Source organism: Aromatoleum toluvorans (genome assembly GCF_012910905.1).
Classification (GTDB): Bacteria; Pseudomonadota; Gammaproteobacteria; order Burkholderiales; family Rhodocyclaceae; genus Aromatoleum; species Aromatoleum toluvorans.
The window spans coordinates 1-21,910 of sequence record NZ_WTVN01000032.1; the positions used below are offsets into that span (position 1 = coordinate 1).

24 protein-coding genes are annotated in these 21,910 nt (G+C 64.1%); 10 read left to right on the forward strand and 14 right to left on the reverse strand.

Annotated features, from left to right (window positions below):
• Positions 1–46: 46 nt before the first annotated feature.
• Both GPA22_RS17645 and GPA22_RS17650 read right to left on the reverse strand, forming a co-directional pair.
• Positions 47–1,471: an MFS transporter gene (locus GPA22_RS17645; protein ID WP_169257372.1), complete on the reverse strand. Its 1,425-nt coding sequence runs from the start codon at positions 1,469–1,471 to the stop codon at positions 47–49.
• 393 nt (positions 1,472–1,864) lie between these two features.
• On the reverse strand, positions 1,865–2,482 hold the full coding sequence (locus tag GPA22_RS17650; RefSeq protein ID WP_169257373.1) for a response regulator transcription factor: 618 nt from the start codon (positions 2,480–2,482) through the stop codon (positions 1,865–1,867).
• A 323-nt stretch (positions 2,483–2,805) separates the two neighbouring features.
• On the opposite strand from GPA22_RS17650, the gene GPA22_RS17655 reads away from it, so the two are divergent.
• Positions 2,806–3,291, forward strand: coding sequence for a hypothetical protein (locus GPA22_RS17655; RefSeq protein ID WP_169257374.1), 486 nt, complete (start codon positions 2,806–2,808; stop codon positions 3,289–3,291).
• 36 nt (positions 3,292–3,327) lie between these two features.
• Here the strand turns inward: GPA22_RS17655 and GPA22_RS17660 are convergent, their stop codons facing one another.
• Entirely contained in the window at positions 3,328–4,224 is an 897-nt protein-coding gene (locus GPA22_RS17660; protein ID WP_169257375.1) for a LysR family transcriptional regulator, read from the reverse strand.
• Between the two features lie 153 nt (positions 4,225–4,377).
• On the opposite strand from GPA22_RS17660, the gene GPA22_RS17665 reads away from it, so the two are divergent.
• From GPA22_RS17665 to GPA22_RS17695, 7 genes are all read left to right on the forward strand, one after another.
• On the forward strand, positions 4,378–5,277 hold the full coding sequence (locus GPA22_RS17665) for an alpha/beta hydrolase (protein ID WP_169257376.1): 900 nt from the start codon (positions 4,378–4,380) through the stop codon (positions 5,275–5,277).
• A gap of 85 nt (positions 5,278–5,362) precedes the next feature.
• Positions 5,363–6,595, forward strand: coding sequence for an efflux RND transporter periplasmic adaptor subunit (locus GPA22_RS17670; RefSeq protein WP_169257377.1), 1,233 nt, complete (start codon positions 5,363–5,365; stop codon positions 6,593–6,595).
• 16 nt (positions 6,596–6,611) lie between these two features.
• Positions 6,612–9,854 (forward strand): efflux RND transporter permease subunit, encoded by a 3,243-nt coding sequence (locus GPA22_RS17675; RefSeq protein ID WP_169257378.1) that lies wholly within the window; start codon positions 6,612–6,614, stop codon positions 9,852–9,854.
• A gap of 10 nt (positions 9,855–9,864) precedes the next feature.
• A complete protein-coding gene (locus tag GPA22_RS17680) occupies positions 9,865–11,328 on the forward strand; it encodes an efflux transporter outer membrane subunit (protein WP_169257379.1) in 1,464 nt (487 codons plus the stop codon).
• An 849-nt stretch (positions 11,329–12,177) separates the two neighbouring features.
• Positions 12,178–12,459: a hypothetical protein gene (locus GPA22_RS17685; protein ID WP_169257380.1), complete on the forward strand. Its 282-nt coding sequence runs from the start codon at positions 12,178–12,180 to the stop codon at positions 12,457–12,459.
• A 31-nt stretch (positions 12,460–12,490) separates the two neighbouring features.
• The gene (locus GPA22_RS17690) at positions 12,491–12,688 is read left to right on the forward strand and encodes a hypothetical protein (protein ID WP_169257381.1); all 198 of its coding nucleotides are present in this window, start codon (positions 12,491–12,493) and stop codon (positions 12,686–12,688) included.
• On the forward strand, positions 12,685–13,170 hold the full coding sequence (locus GPA22_RS17695) for a hypothetical protein (RefSeq protein ID WP_169257382.1): 486 nt from the start codon (positions 12,685–12,687) through the stop codon (positions 13,168–13,170). The genes GPA22_RS17690 and GPA22_RS17695 overlap by 4 nt, the downstream gene beginning before the upstream one ends.
• A gap of 105 nt (positions 13,171–13,275) precedes the next feature.
• Here the strand turns inward: GPA22_RS17695 and GPA22_RS17700 are convergent, their stop codons facing one another.
• From GPA22_RS17700 to GPA22_RS17740, 10 genes are all read right to left on the reverse strand, one after another.
• Positions 13,276–14,379 (reverse strand): zonular occludens toxin domain-containing protein, encoded by a 1,104-nt coding sequence (locus GPA22_RS17700; RefSeq protein WP_169257383.1) that lies wholly within the window; start codon positions 14,377–14,379, stop codon positions 13,276–13,278.
• Positions 14,376–14,498, reverse strand: a complete 123-nt coding sequence (locus GPA22_RS22970) for a hypothetical protein (protein WP_281374151.1) — start codon at positions 14,496–14,498, stop codon at positions 14,376–14,378. Before GPA22_RS22970 ends, GPA22_RS17700 begins: the two co-directional genes overlap by 4 nt.
• A gap of 353 nt (positions 14,499–14,851) precedes the next feature.
• The gene (locus GPA22_RS17705; protein WP_169257384.1) at positions 14,852–15,190 is read right to left on the reverse strand and encodes a DUF2523 family protein; all 339 of its coding nucleotides are present in this window, start codon (positions 15,188–15,190) and stop codon (positions 14,852–14,854) included.
• Between the two features lie 12 nt (positions 15,191–15,202).
• The gene (locus GPA22_RS17710) at positions 15,203–16,738 is read right to left on the reverse strand and encodes a hypothetical protein (protein WP_169257385.1); all 1,536 of its coding nucleotides are present in this window, start codon (positions 16,736–16,738) and stop codon (positions 15,203–15,205) included.
• A gap of 102 nt (positions 16,739–16,840) precedes the next feature.
• The gene (locus GPA22_RS17715; RefSeq protein WP_169257386.1) at positions 16,841–17,041 is read right to left on the reverse strand and encodes a major capsid protein; all 201 of its coding nucleotides are present in this window, start codon (positions 17,039–17,041) and stop codon (positions 16,841–16,843) included.
• 3 nt (positions 17,042–17,044) lie between these two features.
• Positions 17,045–17,287: a hypothetical protein gene (locus GPA22_RS17720; RefSeq protein ID WP_169257387.1), complete on the reverse strand. Its 243-nt coding sequence runs from the start codon at positions 17,285–17,287 to the stop codon at positions 17,045–17,047.
• Positions 17,284–17,496 carry a hypothetical protein gene (locus tag GPA22_RS17725; protein WP_169257388.1) on the reverse strand — a complete coding sequence of 71 codons (213 nt, stop codon included), beginning with the start codon at positions 17,494–17,496 and terminating at the stop codon, positions 17,284–17,286. The genes GPA22_RS17720 and GPA22_RS17725 overlap by 4 nt, the downstream gene beginning before the upstream one ends.
• Positions 17,496–17,789, reverse strand: coding sequence for a hypothetical protein (locus GPA22_RS17730; RefSeq protein WP_169257389.1), 294 nt, complete (start codon positions 17,787–17,789; stop codon positions 17,496–17,498). The genes GPA22_RS17725 and GPA22_RS17730 overlap by 1 nt, the downstream gene beginning before the upstream one ends.
• A gap of 12 nt (positions 17,790–17,801) precedes the next feature.
• Positions 17,802–19,043, reverse strand: coding sequence for a replication initiation factor domain-containing protein (locus GPA22_RS17735; protein ID WP_169257390.1), 1,242 nt, complete (start codon positions 19,041–19,043; stop codon positions 17,802–17,804).
• Between the two features lie 38 nt (positions 19,044–19,081).
• Positions 19,082–19,327: a hypothetical protein gene (locus GPA22_RS17740; RefSeq protein WP_169257391.1), complete on the reverse strand. Its 246-nt coding sequence runs from the start codon at positions 19,325–19,327 to the stop codon at positions 19,082–19,084.
• 575 nt (positions 19,328–19,902) lie between these two features.
• Here GPA22_RS17740 and GPA22_RS17745 point away from each other — a divergent pair.
• Both GPA22_RS17745 and GPA22_RS23035 read left to right on the forward strand, forming a co-directional pair.
• Entirely contained in the window at positions 19,903–20,262 is a 360-nt protein-coding gene (locus GPA22_RS17745; protein WP_169257392.1) for a hypothetical protein, read from the forward strand.
• Between the two features lie 223 nt (positions 20,263–20,485).
• Complete coding sequence (locus GPA22_RS23035; protein WP_211169204.1) at positions 20,486–20,764, forward strand: helix-turn-helix domain-containing protein; 279 nt, start codon at positions 20,486–20,488, stop codon at positions 20,762–20,764.
• Between the two features lie 112 nt (positions 20,765–20,876).
• On the opposite strand, the gene GPA22_RS17755 is transcribed toward GPA22_RS23035, so the two are convergent.
• Entirely contained in the window at positions 20,877–21,869 is a 993-nt protein-coding gene (locus tag GPA22_RS17755; RefSeq protein WP_169257393.1) for a putative bifunctional diguanylate cyclase/phosphodiesterase, read from the reverse strand.
• Positions 21,870–21,910 lie beyond the last annotated feature (41 nt).

Consider the following 21,910-nt stretch of genomic DNA (forward strand, 5'->3'; position numbering starts at 1 on the left):
GGGTTGGGGAAGGGGTGTCCCCGCCCGCACGAAGCCGGTGCCGAACTCAGTTCTTCTTTGCGGTCGGGACGCAGACCAGCACGGCGAGGAGCGCGATCACGCAGGCGACGACGCCGGTCATGATTCCGCCGAAGGCGGCGCTTGCGAGTCCGGCGGGGTTGGCCGAGATCATCGTGCCGTACACCACCGTCGCGATCGCCAGGCCGAAGCTGCCGCCGAGCGAGCTCGCCATCTTGTAGATGCCCGAAGCCGAACCGGCCTTTTCCGGGGGCGCTTCGCCGACCGCGATGTTGGTCGAAGGGGTGGCCGAGATGCCGAAGCCGAGGCCCATCAGCGCGAGGCCGACCGCCACCAGCACGAGGTACAGGGTGCCGTCGATGAAGGTCAGGGCCTGCATCGCGATGCCGACTGCGGCGAGCGTGCAGCCGACGAGCATCGGGCTGCGTGCGCCGAACTTGCGGCCGATCTTCTCGCCGACGCGGATCATCACGAGCGTTGCGGCGGTGTAGCCGAGCGTGAGCATGCCGGCGTCGAAGGGGGTGAGCCCGCGACCCTGTTGCAGATAGGTCATCAGAATCATCAGGCTGCCGAGCGTCGAGTTCAGCATGAAGTTGGAGATCACGGCGCCGTTGTAGGAGCGGCGCTTGAGCATCGAGAGGTCGACCAGCGGCGACTTGCGGCGCTTCTCGTACAGGGTGAAGACGAGCAGCAGCGCGAAGGCGATGACGAAGCCGCTGACGATCAGGATGTCGGTCCAGCCGAGCGAACGGCCCTTGGTGATGCTCAGGTTGAGCGTCAGGAGGCCCACGACCAGCAGGACGAGGCCGATGAAGTCGAAGCGCTGGTCGCGCGGTCCGTGTTCGTTGCGGCTTTCCGGCGTTTCAGCCATGCCGTACAGCGCGATCAGTGCGACCGGGATCACGAGCCAGAAGGCCCAGCGCCAGCCGAGGTAGGAGGCCACCGCGCCGCCGAAGAGGTTGCACAGGCCGCCGCCGCCCCACGACGAGATCGACCAGAAGCTCAGCGCGCGCAGGCGCTCCGGGCCGGTGTAATAGGCATTCACCAGCGCGAGCGTGGAGGGCATGATCATCGCCGCGGCGATGCCCTGCAGGGCGCGGCCGACGGTCAGGATCGTGGTGTTTTCGGCCAGGCCGCACACCACGGCGCCGATCATTGCCACCACCAGGCCGGCGCGGGCGACCTTAACGCGTCCGATCTTGTCGGCGATGCTACCTGCCGGGACGATGAAGACGCCGGACATCAGGGCGGTGATGCTGATCGGCAGGCCCAACTCGTCGGCGGTGATGCCGAAGGCGGCGCTGATGGTCGGCACCAGGGCCGTCATGGCGAGAGCGAAGAGCCAGTACGTCGATACGCCGAGACACATGCTCAGGATCAGGCGATTGGTACCGCGGTAACCGGATGCCAGGCCATCTACCGATGCCTGGGTTGTGGCTAGTGCATTGGACATGTTGCTCACCTATAGTTTTTGCTGACTCGATTCGCTGCCGATGCGTGTGACGCGTAACGCGTAACGCGGAGGTGCAGTCGGTGCTCTGGCGTCGAAGCAGAAGTTGCAAACTTCAACAGTTGCAAAAATAAACTTAGTAGTTGCTGTGTGCAACTATATGCGAGCAGATGTTGACGGATGTCAAAGGGCCCGCCCTGGCGGGCATGCGCGCCATGGGGCAGGTGGTGGGGATGAAGGCGGGGGCGACCCTGGGCGCCCGCGGTTCCTTGCAGGTTTCCGTTGCAGCCGGGCGCGCCCGCCACGCCGGACGAGGCCAGGAGGCTTGTGCTTACGGGGTCATGCGGGTAGTTGCTGCTGCGATGACCGGTGTCCGATCAGCCGGGCGGCCGTGAGCTATGAGTCACCGAGTTCGTCGAGCACGAAAAGACGCGCCAGGGCGGCAATCGACTTGATCTCGAGTTTGCGGAAGAGATTCGTGCGATGGGCGTCGACCGTACGCGGGCTGATGCTCAGGACATCGGCCATCTCGGGAGAGGAAAGGCCTTCGGCGAGATAGCGGGCTACTTCGAGTTCGCGCTCGGTCAGCAATCCGAGTTTTGCGCGGGCCGCTGCAACCTGAAGGCGACGGGCACGGCGCGGCCTCGTCTCCGCGATCGCCATGCGCACCTGTGAAATGAGGAGTTCGCTGCTCAGGGGTTTCTGTATCACCGCAAAGGCCCCCGCCTGCATGGCCTGTACGGCGACGGGGACGTCGGCGTTCCCCGAATAGATGATCACGGGCACATCGATGCCGCGATCCTTCAGCCGATCCAGGAGTTCGAGGCCGCCGATCCGCGGCATGCGCAGGTCGAGGATGAGGCAGGCTTCTTCCTTGGGGATGTAGCTGGCCAGGAAGGTCTCCGGGCTGGCGAAACTTTCCACGCGAAAGCCGGCAGAGCGGAACACCCGTTCAAGGGCTTTCCGAAAGAAATCGTCGTCATCCACGATCGCCACCGACTGCTCGCCACTCATCAAGGCTTCCTTGCATCCATCCCGGGTCGGGGTGCCGGCGGTGACGGCGTCCGCCCCGAGATGAAAAAAAGCGGTCACTCTACTGGCTCTTCCCTGTTTGTTCTACGTAGATCTGCGTAGACATGCAAGGGCTCGTGCGAAATTTCACGCGGGGCTCCTCTTCGCGGACCGGTCACGGGAGAAGACAGGGAGCGGGGCGATTCGTCCAACGGGCGCAAGCTCGCAGAGCGTCTACGTAGTTCTACCAAGAGCCAACGGCTGAATTGCGAATTTTCGCTGATACGCATTCCGAATAGACTCCGGGCATCGCTCACGGTGCCCTCATGAAAACAAAATTCCCGCCGCAATCCCCGAAAATTCATTCCTGGTCGGCGATACGGCTGATCTGCAGCTTGCTATTGGCATTCGCGACGACCGGTGCGACTGCGCAAACGGCATCTCCGGAAGAGCCTACGTGGATCTGTTGGTACATCCGGGGCACGCAAATGCACTGCCGCCTCGGGAGCGACATCGCAATGAGCCCGGCCGGCGCCGCGTCGCCTTCCTCCGCCGTCGAGCCTGGTGCCGTCCCGAGCGGCCGTCGTCCCTTGCCGGAAATCGTGCGCACCATTCTGACGGAGCCGGAAAAGCTTGCCGGGCGGACCATCGCGATTCCGCTCTTTACCGAGTCGGGCGACCGTGGCTTTGTGCGCGAACTGGCGGAAGCCGTGATGTGCGGTGCGAAGAAGCTGTGTAGCGTCCTGTTCCTCGATGCGCCATCGGAGGTTGCCCTGGCCCTGGACGCGCTCGAGGATCCCGCTCGCAACTGATATCGAATTGGTGGGGTGGGCGCAGGCGGAGGCGCTTCAGGCGGAGGCGAAGAGTTCTGCAATCCATTCGACGAAGACGCGGACTTTCGCGCTGAGGTGGCGGTTCGGCGGATAGACGACGTAGATCGGAATGCCCGGCGTCGTCCAGTCTTCGAGCACCGGAACCAGCTCACCGCGCTTCACATGCTCCTCGAGTACCGCGACGCCGCTCTGGATGATGCCGAGCCCCGCCAGGCCGGCGGCCATGTAGGCGTTGCTGTCGTTCACGGCAACGGCGTAATTGCCGACGAGTTCGATGCGCTCCCCGTCGCGCTCGAATTCGTACGGGGAGATGCGTCCCGTGCCGGCGGAAAAATAGCCGACGACGCGATGCGGCCCGTCGAGCTCGGAGGGATGCGTCGGCATGCCGTAAGTCGCCAGGTACGCCGGTGTCGCGCAGGTCATGAATTCGACCTGGCCGATGCGCCGCGCGACCAGTGATTCATCGATGAGCTTGCCGCCGCGGACGACACAGTCGACGTTATCGGCAATCAGGTTCACCAGCCGATCCCCGACGCCCAGGTCGACCTGGATGTCGGGATACCGTGCATGGAAGCTGTGCAGCGCGGGAAGGATGATCCGGCTGGCGACCACGGCGGCAACGTCGACGCGGATCCGCCCCTTGGGCGAGGCCTGGGAGTTCGACAGGCTGGCGTCGATTTCCTCCAGCTCGGTGAGCAGCCGCGCGGTGCGCTCGTAGTAGGCGGCGCCGTCTGCGGTGACCGTGACGCGCCGCGTCGTGCGGTTGAGGAGCTTCACGCGCAGGTGCGATTCGAGGCTCTGGATCAGCTTGGTGACGGTCGGCTTGGGCATCCCGAGCGAGTCGGCCGCCTTCGTGAAGGTGCCTGCTTCGACGACGCGCGCAAACACGCGCAGTGCCAGGAATTGGTCCATCTGCTTCTCCCTCGGTCCGACAGCGACGATTGCTGCACTGCGATTATTCACCGACGGAAATAAAGAAGCCACTGGTTTCGTATTTATTCAATTTCTGCGCGCATCTATCTTTCAGGGCGTCAACACAACCCTCGGCAAAACGCCGCGACGACGATGCCCCGCTCCCCGCAATCCCGCTCCGCCACCCCGACGCTGCTGCCGCACGCGACGGACAGCCGCATCGACGTGGGCCTTCCCGCGCCGCTGGGCGTGCGGATCTACGGGCAGCGGCGCGCCGGGAACGGGCTCGTCGTCCCCTTGATCGTCCATCTCCACGGTGGCGCCTTCGTGTCCGGTTCGCTCGACAGCGGCGCGACCGTCGCCCGGCTGCTGGCCGATGCGGGCGCGGTCGTGGTGTCGGTCGATTACCCGCTGGCACCGGCCAATCCGTTTCCCGCGGCGGTCGATGCGGCGTACGCCGCCTTGCAGTGGGCGTATCGCAAACGCGCAAAGCTCGCAGGGCAGGGCGCTCGAGTCTTCGTCGCGGGCGAGGAGGCGGGCGCAAATCTGACCGCTGCCGCTGCGCTGATGGCGCGCGATCGCCACCTGCCGCCGCTGGCGGGACAGATCCTGATCTCGCCGATGCTCGACCCTTGCCTCGGCACCGCCTCGCTGCGCCGGAGCAACCAGGGCCCGGCCGATTGCCCTCTGGCCGCCGGCTGGTGCCAGTACCTACGCGAACCGGCTGCCGCGGAACACCCGTACGCAATTCCCGGCCGCTCGATGCGCCTCGCGGGACTGCCGCCGACGCTGCTGCTCACCGCCGATGACGATCCGCTGCGCGACGAGGCGCTCGCCTACGCAGGTCGGCTGAATGAGGCGAACGTGCCGGTATCCGCGTCCGTGCTTCCGGGGCCCACCGGCTGGCCCGCTGCCCTGCAAGCGGTGGCGGGCGCGGAGGGGCCGTGGATCGAGGAAGCCGGCACTCGCCTGGCGGCCTTCCTCGCTCAGGCGTGCCATCGGGAAGCGACCGACCCAGAGCCGAACGATTTTCCGCTTCGAAAGGGCTGTTGACTCCGTACTTAGCTACGGACTTTAGGGCGCCCCAGGTCCCGCCCCCGCGACCGCCGTTCATAACAATTCAACGAAGGAGTTTGCCATGTCCCCCCAAAGCCAATCCAGGCACCGCCGGCTGTGGACCGCCGGCCTTGCCGTCACCGCGCTCACCGCCGTTTCCGCGGCCGTGCTCGGCCTGCGCCCGGCGCCGGTCGCAGCGAACGCGCCCGCAGCTGCCCCCGTCGCGACGCCGGTGTCGGTCGCAACCGTGGAGGTCCGCGACATCTCGACCTGGGACGAATTCTCCGGCCGCCTCGAAGCGGTCGAACGCGTGGACATCCGCTCGCGCGTCGCCGGCACCGTCCAGGCGGTGCATTTCCGCGAGGGCGGACTCGTGAAGGCAGGCGACCTGCTGATCACGATCGATCCCGCGCCCTATGCCGCCGAAGCCGATCGCGCCACGGCACAGGTTGCCGCCGCCCAGGCGCGCGTCGCCTTCACGACAAGCGAGCACGAGCGCGCACAGCGTCTGTGGGAGCAGCGTGCGATCGCCGAGCGCGAACTGGAGGAGCGCGCCAACGCCCACCGCGCCGCCGACGCCGAGCTGCGTGCCGCGCAGGCGGCGCTGCAGTCGGCGAAGCTCAACCTCGGTTACACGCAGGTGCGCGCACCGGTGTCAGGCCGGGTAGGGCGGCTCGACGTGACCGTCGGCAACCTGGTCGCGGCCGGCCCCGGCGCACCGGTGCTCACGACCTTGGTCTCCGTGAGCCCGATCTACGCGAGTTTCGACGCCGACGAGCAGGTCGTCGCCCGTGCGCTGCAGGATCTGCGCGAAGCGCACGGCAAGGCGGCGCGGCTCGAAAGCATCCCGGTGCAGATGGGCACCGCGACGACGACCGAACTGCCTTTCGGCGGCCATCTGCAGCTCGTCGACAATCAGGTCGATGCGCGCAGCGGCACCGTGCGCGTGCGGGCCGTCTTCGACAACCCGGACGGCAGCCTGATGCCCGGCCAGTTCGCGAAGCTCCGCATGGGCCGCCCGAAGGCCGCGGCGGCCGTGCTGATCGACGAGCGCGCGGTCGGCACCGACCAGAGCCGTCGCTTCGTGCTGGTCATCGACGCCGAAAACAAGACCGAGTACCGCGAGGTGAGCCTCGGCGGCACGTCCGACGGCCTGCGCATCGTCACAAACGGCCTCCAGCCGGGCGAGCGCATCGTCGTCAACGGCCTGCAGCGCGTGCGCCCCGGTTCGCTGGTCGCACCGCAGGCAGTCGCGATGGACGGACGCAAAGCAGGCAAGGACGCCACTGCGACGACCGCCGCGCCGCAATCCTGATTCCCGAGGTTTCGTCATGAATCTATCCCGCTTCTTCATCGACCGCCCGATCTTCGCAGGGGTGCTGTCGCTGCTGATGTTCATCGGCGGCTTGATCGCCGTGCGCGTGCTGCCGGTGTCGGAATACCCCGAAGTCGTGCCGCCCTCGGTCGTCGTGCGCGCGCAGTATCCCGGCGCGAACCCGAAGGTGATCGCCGAAACGGTTGCCACACCGCTCGAGGAATCCATCAACGGCGTCGAAGGCATGCTCTACATGGGCAGCCAGGCGACGACCGACGGCCTGCTGACGCTGACCGTCACCTTCAAGCTCGGCACCGATGCCGACAAGGCGCAGCAGCTCGTGCAGAACCGCGTGTCGCAGGCCGAGGCGCGCCTGCCCGAGGAGGTGCGCCGGCTCGGCGTGACGACGGTCAAGAGCTCGCCCGACCTGACGATGGTCGTGCACCTGCTGTCGCCCAATGGCCGCTACGACATGACCTACCTGCGCAACTACGCGCTGCTCAACGTCAAGGACCGCCTCGCGCGCATCGAAGGCGTCGGCCAGGTGCAGCTCTTCGGCTCCGGCGACTACTCGATGCGCATCTGGCTCGATCCGCAGAAGGTCGCCGCGCGCGGCCTCTCCGCGGGCGACGTGGTGCGTGCGATCCGCGAGCAGAACGTCCAGGCCGCAGCCGGCGTCATCGGTGCCTCGCCGGGCTTGCAGGGCATCGACCTGCAGCTGCCGGTGAACGCCCGCGGCCGCCTGCAGAGCGAGGAGGAGTTCGGCGACATCATCGTGCGCACCGGTGCGGATGGCGCCGTCACGCGCCTGCGCGACCTCGGCCGCATCGAGCTGGGCGCGTCGGACTACGCGCTGCGTTCGCTGCTCGACAACAAGGATGCGGTCGCGATCCCCATCTTCCAGGCGCCGGGTTCGAACGCGATCCAGATCTCGGACCACGTCCGCGAGACGATGCAGCAGCTCAAACAGAACATGCCCGAAGGCGTCGATTACGAGATCGTCTACGACCCGACACAGTTCGTGCGCGCGTCGATCGAGGCGGTCATCCACACGCTGCTCGAAGCGGTCGCGCTGGTCGTGCTGGTCGTGATCTTGTTCCTGCAGACCTGGCGCGCGTCGATCATTCCGCTGCTCGCGGTCCCGGTGTCGATCGTCGGCACCTTCGCGGTGATGCATCTCTTCGGCTTTTCGATCAACGCGCTGACGCTCTTCGGTCTGGTGCTCGCGATCGGCATCGTCGTCGATGACGCGATCGTCGTCGTCGAGAACGTCGAGCGCAACATCGAGGCGGGGCTATCGCCGCGCGAAGCGACCTACCGGGCGATGAAGGAAGTCTCCGGCCCGATCATCGCGATCGCGCTGGTGTTGATCGCCGTGTTCGTGCCGCTCGCCTTCATCACCGGCCTCACCGGCCAGTTCTACAAGCAGTTCGCGCTGACGATCGCGATGTCGACGGTGATCTCGGCGATCAACTCGCTGACGCTGTCGCCGGCGCTCTCCGCGCTGCTGCTCAAAGGTCACGACGCCCCGAAGGACGCGCTGACGCGCGCCATGGACAAGGTCTTCGGCCGCTTCTTCGGCGCCTTCAACCGGACCTTCCGCCGCGGCGCGGAAGCCTACGGCGGTGGTGTGCGCGGGGCGATCGGGCGCAAGACGGTGATGATGGCGGTGTACCTCGCGCTGATCGGTCTGACCTTGGGACTCTTCAAGTCGGTGCCCGGCGGCTTCGTGCCGGCGCAGGACAAGCAGTACCTGATCGGTTTTGCGCAGTTGCCCGACGGCGCGACGCTCGACCGCACGGAGGAGGTGATCCGCCGCATGGGCGAGATCGCGCTGCAGCAGCCGGGCGTCGAGCACGCGGTCGCGTTCCCCGGCCTGTCGATCAACGGTTTTACGAACAGCTCGAACTCCGGGATCGTGTTCACGCCGCTGAAGCCCTTCGACGAGCGCACGGGCAAAGAACTCAGCGCCGGCGCGATCGCCATGGAGCTGAACAAGAAGTTCGCCGGCATCGAGGACGCCTTCATCGTGATGTTCCCGCCGCCGCCCGTGCAGGGCCTCGGGACGACCGGCGGCTTCAAGCTGCAGCTCGAAGACCGCGCCTCGCTCGGCTACGAGGCGCTCGACGCCGCGACCAAGGCCTTCCTCGCGAAGGCGTCGAAGGCGCCCGAACTCGCGGGGCTGTTCTCCAGCTACCAGGTGAACGTGCCGCAGCTCTTTGCCGACATCGACCGCACCCGTGCGCGCCAGCTCGGCATCCCGGTCACCGACGTGTTCGACACCATGCAGATCTACCTCGGCAGCCTGTACGTGAACGACTTCAACCGCTTCGGCCGGACCTACTCGGTGCGCGTGCAGGCGGACGCCCCGTTCCGCGCCCACGCGGAAGACGTCGGCCTGCTGAAGGTGCGCTCGCAGACGGGCGAGATGGTGCCGCTGTCCTCGCTGATGAAGATCGAGTCGAGCTTCGGGCCGGAACGCGCAATGCGCTACAACGGCTTCCTGTCGGCCGATATCAGCGGTGCACCGGCTCCGGGCTACTCGTCCGGGCAGGCACGCGAAGCGATCGAGCGCATCGCGGCGGAGACGCTGCCGCAAGGCATCTCCTTCGAATGGACGGAGCTGACCTACCAGGAAATCCTCGCCGGCAACTCGGCGGTGTGGGTCTTCCCGCTCGCGATCCTGCTCGTCTTCCTGGTGCTCGCCGCGCAGTACGAAAGCCTGACGCTGCCGCTCGCCATCATCCTGATCGTGCCGATGGGGATTCTCGCGGCGATGACGGGGGTGTGGCTGTCGGGCGGCGACAACAACGTCTTCACGCAGATCGGCCTGATCGTGCTGGTCGGGCTGTCGGCGAAGAACGCGATCCTGATCGTCGAGTTCGCCCGCGAGCTGGAGTTCGCCGGACGCACGCCGCTGCAGGCCGCGATCGAGGCGAGCCGGCTGCGTCTGCGCCCGATCCTGATGACCTCGATGGCCTTCGTGATGGGTGTGCTGCCGCTGGTGCTCTCGACCGGCGCCGGCGCCGAGATGCGCAGCGCGATGGGTGTGGCGGTGTTCGCCGGGATGATCGGAGTCACGGCCTTCGGCCTCTTCCTGACGCCGGTGTTCTACGTGCTGATGCGCCGCCTCGCGGGCAACCGGGCGCTGAAGCTGCACGGCGAGATCCCGCATCTCGAAGCCTTCGCCGCTTCGCCCATCACGGGTGGCGCCGCGATCGTCCCCGTCCTTGCTGCACCGCGTGCGCACCACGAATAAGGAGTTGAACATGACATCGCTGACTCAACCGCTCCGCACCGCGTTCGCACCGCTCCTCGCCGCCCTCGTGCTGGCCGGCTGCGCGACGGCGCCGCAAATCGATCCGGCCGCGTTGCCGACTGCCCCGGCGGCCTTCAAGGAGGGCGACGGCCGCTGGACGCAGGCCGTCCCGCCGACGGTGCAGGCTGACGGCGCCTGGTGGAAAACGTTCTCCGACCCGGTCCTCGACGGGCTCGTCGAGCGCGCGCTGGAGCGCAACAACAGCATCCAGATCGCCGCCGCCCGGCTCGCACAGGCTCGCGCGCTGCTGCAGGCAACCGACGCCCAGCGCGCGCCGCAGATCGGTATCGGCGCGGACGCGACACGGCAGGGTGGGGCGATCACGCCCGCGGGCGGCGGTGCCGGCAACCTGTTCCGCGCCGGCGCGAGTTTCTCGTGGGAGCTCGACGTCTTCGGACGCCTCTCGCAGGCGAGCCAGGCCGCAGCGCTCGACGCCGACAGCCGCGAAGCGCTTCTCCGCAACACGCGTCTCCTCGTGCAGGCCGACGTCGCGCGCAGCTACCTCGCCTTGCGTGCACTGGATGCCGAACGCGCACTGGTACGCGAGACGGTCGGCGCCTACCGCGACACGCTCACACTCACCGAACGGCGCTTCGAAGCCGGCGACATCGCCGAACTCGATGTCGCCCGCGTACGCACCGAGCTCGCCGCGACGGAGTCGGACGCACTCGCGCTCGACCGCCGCCGCGCCGAAGTCGAACACGCGCTCGCGGTGCTGGTCGGCGACCCGGCCTCCAACTTCGGTTTGGAGGCGGGGGAGTGGACCACCGTGCTGCCGGTGATTCCGGCCGGTGTCCCGAGCACCGTGCTCACGCGCCGTCCCGACATCGACGCCGCACGGCAATCGATGCTCGCCGCCCAGGCCCGCGTCGGCGTCGCCCAGGCCGCATGGTTCCCCGATATCGCGCTGACCGGTTCGGGCGGCTACGCATCGACCGATCTGGGCGATCTTTTCAAGTGGTCGGCCCGCTCCTGGGGCATCGGCGCGCTGCTGTCGCTGCCGATCTTCGACGGCGGCCGGCGCGAGGCCGGCGTGCGGAACGCCAGCGCCGAGCTGGATGCCGCGCTCGCGGGCTACCGCGAACAGGTGCTCGTCGCGTTCAAGGACGTCGAAGACCAATTGTCGGCATTGCGCCTGCTCGCCGACCAGAGCGAAGCGCAGTCGCGCGCCGTCGCCTCCGCGAGCCGTGCGACCGTGCTGTCCGACGTCCGCTACCGCAGCGGCCTCGTCAGCCAGCTCGACCTGCTGGACGCACGCCGCAGCGAACTGCGCAACCGCCGCGAGGCGCTGCAGGTGCGTGCCGCGCAGTACCAGGCGACCGTTGCGCTGGTGCGGGCGCTCGGCGGCGGCTGGGGGGCGGTCGACGACGGGAAGCGCGCCGAAGGGCCGGCGAGGGTACACGCCGGCGGCTGATTTTGGCGACTGCGGGCGGCGCGACCGTGCAGCCGCCCGAGTATTCGTGCGTGGCAGCGCCAATGGCGGGCGATAGAAACGTGTGCTGGATGCAGGGGCTGTGAGTTTTGAAATTGCGTCCGGTGTGCGCGCTATTGCGAGTATGGGTCGGGCGCGTCGCAAGTCGGGCGTCGACGAGTAGCAGGACGAGTATCCGAAAACGCCATAATTGGCATTATGTCAACTTGGAGACGACTCAAGCGCGCCGCTGCAATGCTTTATGCATGCGCTGTTCCGCGACCCTGCTGAACGGATTAGCCAGACACCTGCACACCGCATGCAGGTGAAACGGATCAACGCCCGCCGCTCTCAGGCGGGCTTTTTCTTTCCGGATACGCCGGTACCACGTCCGCCGACTCGGGCGCGAACTGGACCGCGCCGCGCGCAGCCGCCAGTACAAATGCCGAAGGGTTGCCGACCATTCCGGAAACATAGGGCCGCAGATTCTAGGTCAAGGACGGATCACGCCGTCGAGAACTACAACACGACCAGTCCCGGTCCGACCGCTGACGCGGTCAGTCAGGCGAACCGCATGCGCGGTCCGCAAGCCTGCGTTCCGTCCTGCTGACCCGTCCTTCCTAACTCCCTGCCTTCGACGCCTGCGTTTTGTTGTCGCACCTGTTCGCCGCTCCGGCAAGGGTGAAGTGCACACGATGAAGCCGTGCCCTTGCCTACACGTCGCCCAGGCGCGCCAAGTCACTACGGCGACGAACTCAGGGAGAACGGAAGGACTAGACGCCACAGCATGACGAAACGCAGGAGCCGAAACGATCGGCTCCGAATCTAGGGACCCGGTAGGAGGGAAAAGCGATGAAGATCAGCAAAGCATTCATAAAGTGCACGGAATTTCTGGAACGGCAGAAGACGCTCGCGCTCGAATTCGTCCGCCCGCTCATGCGCAAGACGGAACCCCCGCTGCACGAAGCGCGCCGCCTGATCGCCCGCGCAATCCGCCTGATCGAGCGCAACCACCGCCCCCACGACGGCGCCGCCGCAGTCGGGAAAATGCTGGCCGACGTATGCACACCCTACTTCGGAGCCCCCTATCTCGCACACATCCGCAGCGGCCTACGCGCCCGCCGCTACCACTAACGCCACCAGTCCATACACGGAACCCGCCACCATGAAAAATGAATACGTGTTCGAAACCCTGAAGGACAACCAAACCCGCGTATACATCATCCGTGACGACGACTGGGACGAGTACCGCGTGGAACTCTGGCTCAACGGCGAGCACCAGACCGCCGCCGACTACCACACCGACGACGCGCTCGACGCCAGCCAGACCGCCGAAAACATGCTCGCCGAGGCCACCAAATGAGCACGCCTTTCGACCTCGCCCAAGGATGTACCCAACTCGCCGCCGAACTGCGCGAACTGGACGAATACCGCGAACGCCGCGAGCGCGACCTCGCCGCGCTGATCGCGCTGGGAACCACCCGGGCGACCGCGCATTGGCGCGAAGGCAAATACCTGTACCTGATCCACCCCACCGACAGCAGCGGACACCGCAAGCGCGAGTACATCGGCACCGATCCGACGAAGATCGCCAACGCACAAGCCGCCATCGCGCGCGAACACGCCGCCGATGCCCTGCGCGCGCAACTGCGCACAATCACTGAAAAGACCGCCACCGCGTGGCAATACGTCGGATGGGCAAAGGCCGCGCTCGACGGCCTAATGGCGACAACCGGAGCTAACCAGGAGCACGCCGGCGTCACCAAACGCGCCGCCCCATTGGTGACAAGCCGCGCGCCCCAGGAGCACGCCAGCGTCACCAGTCATAACCTATGGGAACACTAAGCCCAATGCCCAGAACTGGTGACACGTTCAACGCGCTCGAGCTCGCTGTTTGTCACCACACCATGGTGACAACCTGAACACTCCAGGAGCTCGCCTGCGTCACCATCACCGCCCGACCGGAGCCATACCCGCATACGTGCCACCATCCCCGATCAACGCGAACCGCGCCGCATCTTCCCTAGATCGCTGATCCTCAACCCCATCGAGTGCACGCCGCCGATCCGGCCTAGCCTCTTGCTGCGCAAGCTGCGCCCGCTGGCCGCGGTCTTTGTCCCATTCCATGAAAAAGCCTTTATCGACAATCTGCCGGCATAGGCCGTCCGGCGTGTCCAAGATCGTGGCCTGATCCGTGTAGCAACGGCATGACTTACCCATCGCGACGCATGCCGCAGGATAGGGGGCACGGTCCGGACTCGTCACCTTATCAAAGGCCGGCGCTGTATGCGCCAGCCCCTGAACCCGCGGGATCCGCTCTTCCATCCACTGCGCCCGCGTCTTAACAGTGCCACCGCCCTGCCCGCTCGAACCGACCGCGGCAACGTTCTGCCCCGCCGTGAGCTTTTCCGGCGCAACCGTCACTGAATCACGACCGGCGAACCATTTCACGAAACCCCACACGCAAGCCGAGAGCAGAATCGGAATCAGCAACAGGACCCAGACACGGCCCGGCAACTTGAACTTATGCGTATGGATCGTCGCAGACTTGTACGCGCCGTAGAGCTCAGCCGGATAGGCAACAATTTCGGACATCGAGTCCGACCGACTCTTGTCACAGTGTTCCTTGACCTGCGGCCATTTGTGCAGCGTAGCGCCCTTTGCTCCGAACGGGCGCACCGCATGCACATGTTCCCCCGCGAGCCGCCGAACGTTGGCGTCAACCAACATCGGATGTTGCGTGACGAAGTACAAATCATGTCCCTGATGCCGGTGCGTTTCCATTTTCGCAACGTGTTCCGGAACCTGCGCACCAGTCCCGCGAGGACGATAAACCGTCTGAGCCTCGTCATGCACGAAAATCGCACCATCCGGGAGCTCGTGCCATTTAGTCGGATCCTTCAGTTCGACCCACCCCGGAAACATCTCGGGCTTCAGGATCTCGATCCCATGGTAATAGACCGCGCGGTTCTCTTCCTTGGCCCGATCAAGGATCCTTTTCAGCGTCAGAATTGTCTTCCCCGCCCCCGGAAGGCCTGTATGGAGGTAAATCACAGATACCCCCCGGCAAACCAGCCGCCGACCCCCGTCGCAGACGCAAGTGCCACCGCAAGCCAGAATTGCGCATCAAGTGCCAGATCAATCGCGATCCGACACTGTTCTACTTCATCCATCCCGACCCCCTTAAAACCAAAAACCCTTAGGCTTTCCCACGGGCCGCGCGCGGCTCGACTGCGGACGCTCCGCTACGCTGCGCATCCTTGCCCCTTCGGGGTATCGCCCGCCCCTTCGGGCGCGCTCATCTTCGCGCGGCCCGATGGCACTCCGAAGACACGCCAGCCCACTCGCATAGCGTGGCCCACTGTCCTACCTACCCGACCAGCAACGCCCCGCCGCCGCGCGCTGCGCCTCCTCCTCGCCGCTCCGCTACGCTCCGGGACTGCGGGCAGCCGCATCGCCCTACCCCGTGCCATCACCCGCCGTCTGGCGACAACACCGCGCACCAGGAACGCTCCCTTTGTCACCATCAACCCGTTAGCTTGCGCATAATGACGCGCAAGCCGACCATGCCGTACAGCGCCATGAAGCCGCCAAGCATGATGTTCAGCGCATCAAACAGACCGCAATACGCCGCGAACTTCGCCATGAAGACGCCGACGTTGTGCCCACCGACCGCGCCCGACGCGGTATTCACCGCGCCAATCGCCGTGTTCATGTCGGCGATGATGAAGCCGGTAATTGTCTGCATGCCCTTCATGGTCGCAAAGCCGATCCCTAAGGACGCGAGAATCCACGCCCCACGACTGGCGAGGAAGTACGAAATACCGGAGAAGATCCCGGCCACCAACGGCGCTAGAAACTGCATCGCCCATCCCCCTTATTTCGAAAAGCCGCGACCCACGATCGACAGCACACCCATATAGGCAATGATGTGCATCATCATGCGAACAAAATCACCGATACCGCAGATCCAACCAACATCGAAGGTATAACGCTGCCCCTTAAGATCGAAAAACAAATCCGGCAAGCATTCCGCGGTGAAATTGACGTACGTCTGCTGCGCCTCTTGGAACTGCTGCCAGACGTCGACGTCGTAATCCCCGGCCGCGTTGAGAGCCTGATCGACTTTCGCCTGGGGGATCTCCGCGGCAAAACCATTCAGGTAGGACTGCGCCGCGCCTTCCTGTTCCGACTTCTCGGCGAGCCGCGTACATTCCTGCTTGTGCAAGGCTTCAGCGGTCGCGCACTGGACGGCATCGCCGGTGCACGTGAAGCCGCCCGCGCAGGAGCCACCAAACGTGCCGTCCTTTTTCGTACCCTCGCAGCCGGCGACCGTGGGATTCTGCTGGCAGAAATCGCCCTTCGGCTGTTCCTGCTTGTTCGTCTCTGTAGTCGGCGATTTTGACGATCCATCGGCATTGGTGCCGCCCGTCGTTTTTGTCGTTTCCGTCGAGCAAATCGCGCCGCTACACGTGGTCTTTGACGATTCCGTCGTCGTCGTCGTGCTCCCATCCGGATTCGTCGTGGTCGTGGTCTTTGGCGCGGTTTCCGTGTTCGTGGTCTTTGTAGTGCCATCGCCCGGCGTGGAGCGCACGCACGCATCCTGCCCATTCACCTGCCCCCAATAGCCGCCAGATTCCGCGCATTTCTTCGCATCATCCCCGGTCTTCCACCACGGATTCTGATTAGCCTCAACGGAAATCAGCTTTGCCGAAGCGCCCGCATCGCCGCAGCTTTTCCCGGTATGCACGAACGGACCTTGTACGACGCAGGTATAACCAAGCGCAACCGTATCGCCCGAGGCCCCGATAGACGATGCCGATTGACACTCGACCTTCCCCCCCGACACCGCACACTGCCCATCGCAAAAAGTCGTATTACCGGTCCCCCCCATCGTTGCTACATCGAGGGTTGCCCAGCTACTCGGCGAACCATAACTATTGCCCGCGAACTGGGAACAAGGGTCCTTACAGGTCTGTGCCGTCGAATCCCAAACTTTTCCCGCTGGACACATCGAAACGCACTGCCCCGATGCATCGCGCGCTTCCCCATCGGGGCACAACGGCGCATTCTGGCAAATCCACGGTGCCTGACTCGACAACGTGCCACCATACGGACACACCCATTTTTCCAGCACCGAGGGATAGGTATAGTTCGCGTTCCAGCATTGCCACGTCCCCGACCCCGGATAGGATTCCGCGACACCAGGCCCATACCTCGCATCCGCCGCATTCACCGCTGTACAGGTAGCCGAAGGCGTTGAAAACACCTGCGACGGCGAAAGAATTACGCTCACGTAATACTGATGCGTTGCGTTGTACGTATCTGCAAAGGCCAGCATCGGCAGCGCCGCCAATAGCACACCGACCCCGAACCAGCCCCACGCCCGAATCATGCGGAGAAAATCAACCATGACGCCCCCAAGATCGCCACCAGAACCCACACACCCATGATTGCCCCCTGATGGAAAAACAGGGGCCAAAGCCCCTGTCCGGTTTTCAGGCTGACACGCCGCTTACATCGCGCGGCGCACCCACTTGAACACCTTGATACCGACGAGGATCAGGAGCACAGCGGCCCCGATCGACGCAATCGGAGCAGCCGCGCCGCCGATTTCTGTAACCACCGCCGTCACATCCGGAGCCGCCGCGAACGACGAGGCCGAAGCGGAGAGAACACCAACGGCAACAAGGCCGCGCTTGATTGCTTGACTCATGGCTTATACCTCCTCAGGTTTATCGCCAATTGAAAGAGCCCGGACGAGTATCCGGAACACATACCCCAGAGCCCACACACCGAGAATCGCGCCCCCGATTTGTGAGCCCTGTTCAGGAGTGAACGCAAACGGGCTGTTCAGCACGTCCGCCCCACTCGTGACCACCAGCGCACAGGCCGACACTTCCGCCGGTTGCGGATCGACCGCCACGAGCGCCCCGCCTGCATCGACCTGCACGCAAATCATTTCGCTTCCCCAAACAAATCCCGCTCCCATATCGGAATCACGAGAGCATCCGCATCGAGGAGATACACACCCGCTTCCCGGGCCTCGTCCGCCGTTTCAAATCGCCCCGCATCCTGAAACAGCACACACAAGCCGACATCCCCCAAGCGCGGGCAAACGAATTGCCCCGTCTCCCGATCCTGAACGATGTAACGGCGAACGAAATCCATCACTTCACCTGCGCGACCGGCTTGATAGCGTGCAGGACGACTTTCGACACCTTGCCCGACGTCACCATCTCCATTTCGGCCTCAGCCTCAAACGGAAACGGCAAATGCTTATATTTGTCGAATTCGTCATGTTTGCCAAACGAGTATTCCGCTGTCGCGAACCCTTTCGCCGTGCCCTTGGAATCATCCAGGGGGATTTCGAGAAACACTTTCGTGGAGTCGTAACGCTGACCTTCCATCTCCACATCAACCGCCTTCATACCGGTGACTTTCACGCGATTATTGAATTTCATCGTTCTACCCTCTCAAGCAAACACGCCAAATAAGCCCGATTCCACGTCGGCGGATACCGTGGGAGCTAAATGGATCCCCTTCCCGTACATCGTTTCATCCGGTGTTTTCAACCGCACCGGATACACATCGTCATTGCGCTGGATCGCATCGAGCAACCCCACATCCCCCAGCGCCAAGCGCAAAACCCGGATATACGCACCGTAACTCTTTTTGACGTTATCCAGACACGCTTGAACCGTGATCTGCACCACCGCACGCGCCGTGCGAATCCGCTTCCCTTCGATATGCGGAGCAATCACGCACAACGCATCATATTGCCCAAGGAAATAGCCCGACGGATGCAGCAACACATCCAACGGGATTACCCGATCATTGTTGTGCACTTCGACTTCACATCGCACCCACAACGAGCTTTCATCGCCTAGCTGTTTGCCCTTTTCATAGGTGCGACACAACTTGCCGTTTTTGCGCTTGCCGATATACAACGTTCGGCCCGATCCGTCCGGACGTTTCCAGTTCCCGCGGTATTCATGGGACGGCATGCGGCCTCCCATCTTCCACCAGCCCAAATCGAAAGCCCGGTCCGCATAATCGCAGGTCCAATACGCCCCCTCATAATCATCATGCGCCAAGTCAATCCGCGTGATAGTCGGACGACTCGCCACCGTCGAAAGAAATTGAAAAAGCCGACCTTCCCAGCCCGCCCGCGCCGCCATCGCCCCAGTACCGTGCAAGACAATCAGCATCGTCCCGCGCTGCGATTTACCCCCCATGCAGACGTATCCAAGGTCCTCGCCCAGCACGAAACACGAGGTATAAAAATCCCGGCCATGGCCCAAGGATTTTGTAACGCCGAAGCCAAATACCCTTTCCATCATCAACGAACATTCCGTCATCACCTGAGAATCGGTGAGCAATGTTCCCTTCTCGCCCCGGTGCCACGTTTCGACACCAACCGTAAAACGCATCCCGTCGATAAAGGCGCATTCCCCATCGATCGGCTTACGCACCATCACCATTTTGGTTTCGCCGCTATCGGTCAAAACCAACTTAACTTCATTCAGGTGCTGAGCATCGCGCCGCTTCGGAACCTTTCCCCCCCTTTTAGTAGGGGGGGGGAATCCGCAGCCTGTGGCGCCCGCGCTCCCGGCGCCGTCGCGCTGCGCTTGCGCCGACGCCGGGAGCGCCGCGCCGAACGTGGCGTATTCCTCAGGCGTAACCCGACACACGTTTTCCAATTGCGTAGGCGTCATGACCGTTTCACGCCGCGCGCGATTCGTGCCCTTGCACTTCACAGCACACCGTTCCAGTTTTTGCACTTCTCGCAGATCGCGAACGGCGACCGCTTACACACCGTGGTGAGCTCGAACCGCCCCACTTCCGCCGAGACAAAGCACAACGGCGAGAACGCACCCCCGGCCACCGCTTCCGCGACCGGGATACGCGCCGCACTTTCATCCGCACTGGTGACAGATGCGCACACCTGGCGCACACCCGTTGTCACCACCCGACGCTCTTGCTCGACCCGTTCCGCCACGTCATTCCCCCTTAAGAAACGGGAGGCATTTCCTCCTCCCGGTATTGCCAGATGCAAGGATTCGCCGCCCTGCCCTCGCGCCCGGTGTCACCACCGGCCATGGATCGCCTACCCCGTCCATCCTTCCCCGGTATCAGCCTTCCGGCTTCTATGGCATGGTTCAGATTCCTACGTCCTAACCACACCACATGAAACACGTCCTACTGCTGGCGACTGCCGCCACCCTCGTCCTACCACTCACCGCCAACGCGGAAACCGAACGCTGCCGCCGACTGCGACAAGAAATCGATATCACCAACCCCCTCGCACCCCACTTTTCCACCCCCGAGCACCGCCGAAACATCCAGCAGGCAATGAAGAACTTCCGCTGCCCGGACGAAACCCGCGACCCTTCCGAACCGCTGCCACACCCTTGGAACCGGCTTCACTTCCCGAAACCCGACCCCCTACCCGCGCGCCATTGATCGGCCCGCCTGCGGGCTGTATGCTCGCGCTACGCACATAAATTCACGTGCAAGCAAATTTCTGTACGCGACTGTAACCGCAAGTAAATTTGCGTGTCAAGAGGTAATGTCATGGAACTACGCGAACTGATTGAACAAGGCGAAAACGCCGCAGGGGGCCGCAAAGAACTTGCGAAACTGCTACTCGTGCACGCACAGCAGATCACCGACGCGAAAAGCGGCCGGAACGGCCTCCCCATATCCGCATGCTATGTCCTGGCTGAGCTGATCCACGAAGACGCGCGCTGCGTCATCGCCGCATCGGAACTCGTGACCGAGAAGAAACCCGAACGCCGGGCCGTGCTACTCCCTTTTGCGCGTCATGCCGCCATCATTGCGATAACGGCCGGTGTCAATTTGCTACTGACACCCGCTCCGACCAATGCCAACACTGGCACGCCTTCTAGCGGTCCAACGATTGGCATTATGTAAACTAATAACCCTGGCTACCCGTCGATCCTCGTACCGATGATGATGTCGATACCAGCAAATTTTCGTCAGCTGATCTTGTCGTAGCGTTAGAAACCGCCTTTCGTGACAAGAACTTGCCTAGAATAAAAGTGTATCGTTATACGTGCATATGCACGTCCGGTTGCTACGTCATCAATTCGCGACGGCTACACCCGCAGCCCAAACATAGAGAACAGGAATCACCATGCCCCAAGAAGAGACCCAGTCCCCCACGCCCCGACGCAAGACGAAGCAGCCAGCGCTGCGCTTCAAGACGGGCGAAGACGCGCGTGCACACCGCGCGAAATTGGGGATGAATCAGTCGCAATTCTGGAGCCCGCTCCACGTCACCCAATCGGGCGGGTCGAGGTATGAGTCGGGACGCACCATTCCAAAGCCGGTGCAGCTCCTGCTCCACCTGGTTTATGGAACGGAGAAGCAGGCGCAGGATCTGCTCGCCTGGTTGCGCGCGGAGAAGTCCTGATATCGCTTCAGCCAGGTAATGGAGCCGGCACTCGCTTCATGGGCCGGCTCGCAACTTCGTGACGCATGAGTCATGGTCGTAACTGACGCTGTTCTGGCGGCCGCGGGATCGATCACGTCGGCGCCCAGCGTCCGCGGCACACCGCGCCGCCAGCCTTCAGCAGATGCGTGATTTCGTCCGCCGGTTCGGGTTTTCCCGTCAGGTACCCCTGAACATGGTGACACCCATGTTCGCGCAGGAAGGCCAGTTCGCTCTCTCGCTCGACCCCCTCCGCAACAGCCCTCAGGCCTAGTCCGCGCGCGATCGAGAGCAAGCCGGCGACAATCGTCGCGTTTGCCGGGTTGCCGGCGAGGTCCTGCACGAAATCACGGGCGATCTTCAGCGTATCGAGGTTCATCCGTGTCAGGTGCATCAGGGACGAAAAACCCGTTCCGAAGTCGTCGAGTGCGATCGAAACGCCCAGGCTGCGGATCGTCTCGAGCGCGCGAAGCACGGGCTGGTCGTCGTGCGAAAGCTGGCTCTCCGTCAATTCGAGTTCAAGCCATCCGGCGGGCATGCGGGATTCCCGCAGGATGGCTGCGACCCGGAACGGGAAGTCGGCCGCACGCAGTTGTATCGGGGAGACATTCACCGCGACTCGCGGGGGCATGATCCCTTTCGAACACCATCGTTTGTGCTGCGCGCAGGCCTCGCGCAGCACCCACTCTCCGAGGCGTACGATGGCCCCGCTGCGTTCGGCAACCGGAATGAACGTGTCGGGCGCAACGCGGCCGAACTTGGGGGAGTTCCACCGCAGCAGCGCTTCCACCGCCACGATCCGACCGCTGTCGAGGCAGGCCTGCGGTTGAAAGTGAACGGCGAATTCTTCGCGCTCCAGGGCTGAGCACAAGGCGGATTCGAGCGCGACTTCGCGTGCGTTCGTCGCCACGTCATTACCGGGCCGTTTCCGGTCGAACGTGCTACCGCGAGCGCCGGCAATACGACCGGCAATTGCATCAAGCAGGCGTGCGATCCCCCTGCCCTCCCTGGCTCCTTTCGTCGCTTGGCGATCGGCTGTGCCGCTCGGAGTTGGAGCAGTGAGCGCATGCGTGACGATGAAATTCATCGGAACAGTCCTGGGGGAGGCGCGGCGACGCCTCACGGCGC

Bases quoted from the DNA above. Each gene is read 5' to 3' on its own strand.
- GPA22_RS17665 (WP_169257376.1), top strand. From the start codon at position 4,378: ATGCCCCGCTCCCCGCAATCCCGCTCCGCCACCCCGACGCTGCTGCCG.
- GPA22_RS23035 (WP_211169204.1), top strand. From the start codon at position 20,486: ATGCCCCAAGAAGAGACCCAGTCCCCCACGCCCCGACGCAAGACGAAG.
- GPA22_RS17690 (WP_169257381.1), top strand. From the start codon at position 12,491: ATGAAAAATGAATACGTGTTCGAAACCCTGAAGGACAACCAAACCCGC.
- GPA22_RS17730 (WP_169257389.1), bottom strand. From the start codon at position 17,789: ATGAAATTCAATAATCGCGTGAAAGTCACCGGTATGAAGGCGGTTGAT.
- GPA22_RS17710 (WP_169257385.1), bottom strand. From the start codon at position 16,738: ATGGTTGATTTTCTCCGCATGATTCGGGCGTGGGGCTGGTTCGGGGTC.
- GPA22_RS17660 (WP_169257375.1), bottom strand. From the start codon at position 4,224: ATGGACCAATTCCTGGCACTGCGCGTGTTTGCGCGCGTCGTCGAAGCA.
- GPA22_RS17685 (WP_169257380.1), top strand. From the start codon at position 12,178: ATGAAGATCAGCAAAGCATTCATAAAGTGCACGGAATTTCTGGAACGG.
- GPA22_RS17715 (WP_169257386.1), bottom strand. From the start codon at position 17,041: ATGAGTCAAGCAATCAAGCGCGGCCTTGTTGCCGTTGGTGTTCTCTCC.
- GPA22_RS17705 (WP_169257384.1), bottom strand. From the start codon at position 15,190: ATGCAGTTTCTAGCGCCGTTGGTGGCCGGGATCTTCTCCGGTATTTCG.
- GPA22_RS17720 (WP_169257387.1), bottom strand. From the start codon at position 17,287: ATGATTTGCGTGCAGGTCGATGCAGGCGGGGCGCTCGTGGCGGTCGAT.
- GPA22_RS17755 (WP_169257393.1), bottom strand. From the start codon at position 21,869: ATGAATTTCATCGTCACGCATGCGCTCACTGCTCCAACTCCGAGCGGC.
- GPA22_RS17680 (WP_169257379.1), top strand. From the start codon at position 9,865: ATGACATCGCTGACTCAACCGCTCCGCACCGCGTTCGCACCGCTCCTC.
- GPA22_RS17675 (WP_169257378.1), top strand. From the start codon at position 6,612: ATGAATCTATCCCGCTTCTTCATCGACCGCCCGATCTTCGCAGGGGTG.
- GPA22_RS17655 (WP_169257374.1), top strand. From the start codon at position 2,806: ATGAAAACAAAATTCCCGCCGCAATCCCCGAAAATTCATTCCTGGTCG.
- GPA22_RS17645 (WP_169257372.1), bottom strand. From the start codon at position 1,471: ATGTCCAATGCACTAGCCACAACCCAGGCATCGGTAGATGGCCTGGCA.
- GPA22_RS22970 (WP_281374151.1), bottom strand. From the start codon at position 14,498: ATGGATGAAGTAGAACAGTGTCGGATCGCGATTGATCTGGCACTTGAT.
- GPA22_RS17670 (WP_169257377.1), top strand. From the start codon at position 5,363: ATGTCCCCCCAAAGCCAATCCAGGCACCGCCGGCTGTGGACCGCCGGC.
- GPA22_RS17650 (WP_169257373.1), bottom strand. From the start codon at position 2,482: ATGAGTGGCGAGCAGTCGGTGGCGATCGTGGATGACGACGATTTCTTT.
- GPA22_RS17735 (WP_169257390.1), bottom strand. From the start codon at position 19,043: ATGACGCCTACGCAATTGGAAAACGTGTGTCGGGTTACGCCTGAGGAA.
- GPA22_RS17745 (WP_169257392.1), top strand. From the start codon at position 19,903: ATGGAACTACGCGAACTGATTGAACAAGGCGAAAACGCCGCAGGGGGC.
- GPA22_RS17725 (WP_169257388.1), bottom strand. From the start codon at position 17,496: ATGGATTTCGTTCGCCGTTACATCGTTCAGGATCGGGAGACGGGGCAA.
- GPA22_RS17695 (WP_169257382.1), top strand. From the start codon at position 12,685: ATGAGCACGCCTTTCGACCTCGCCCAAGGATGTACCCAACTCGCCGCC.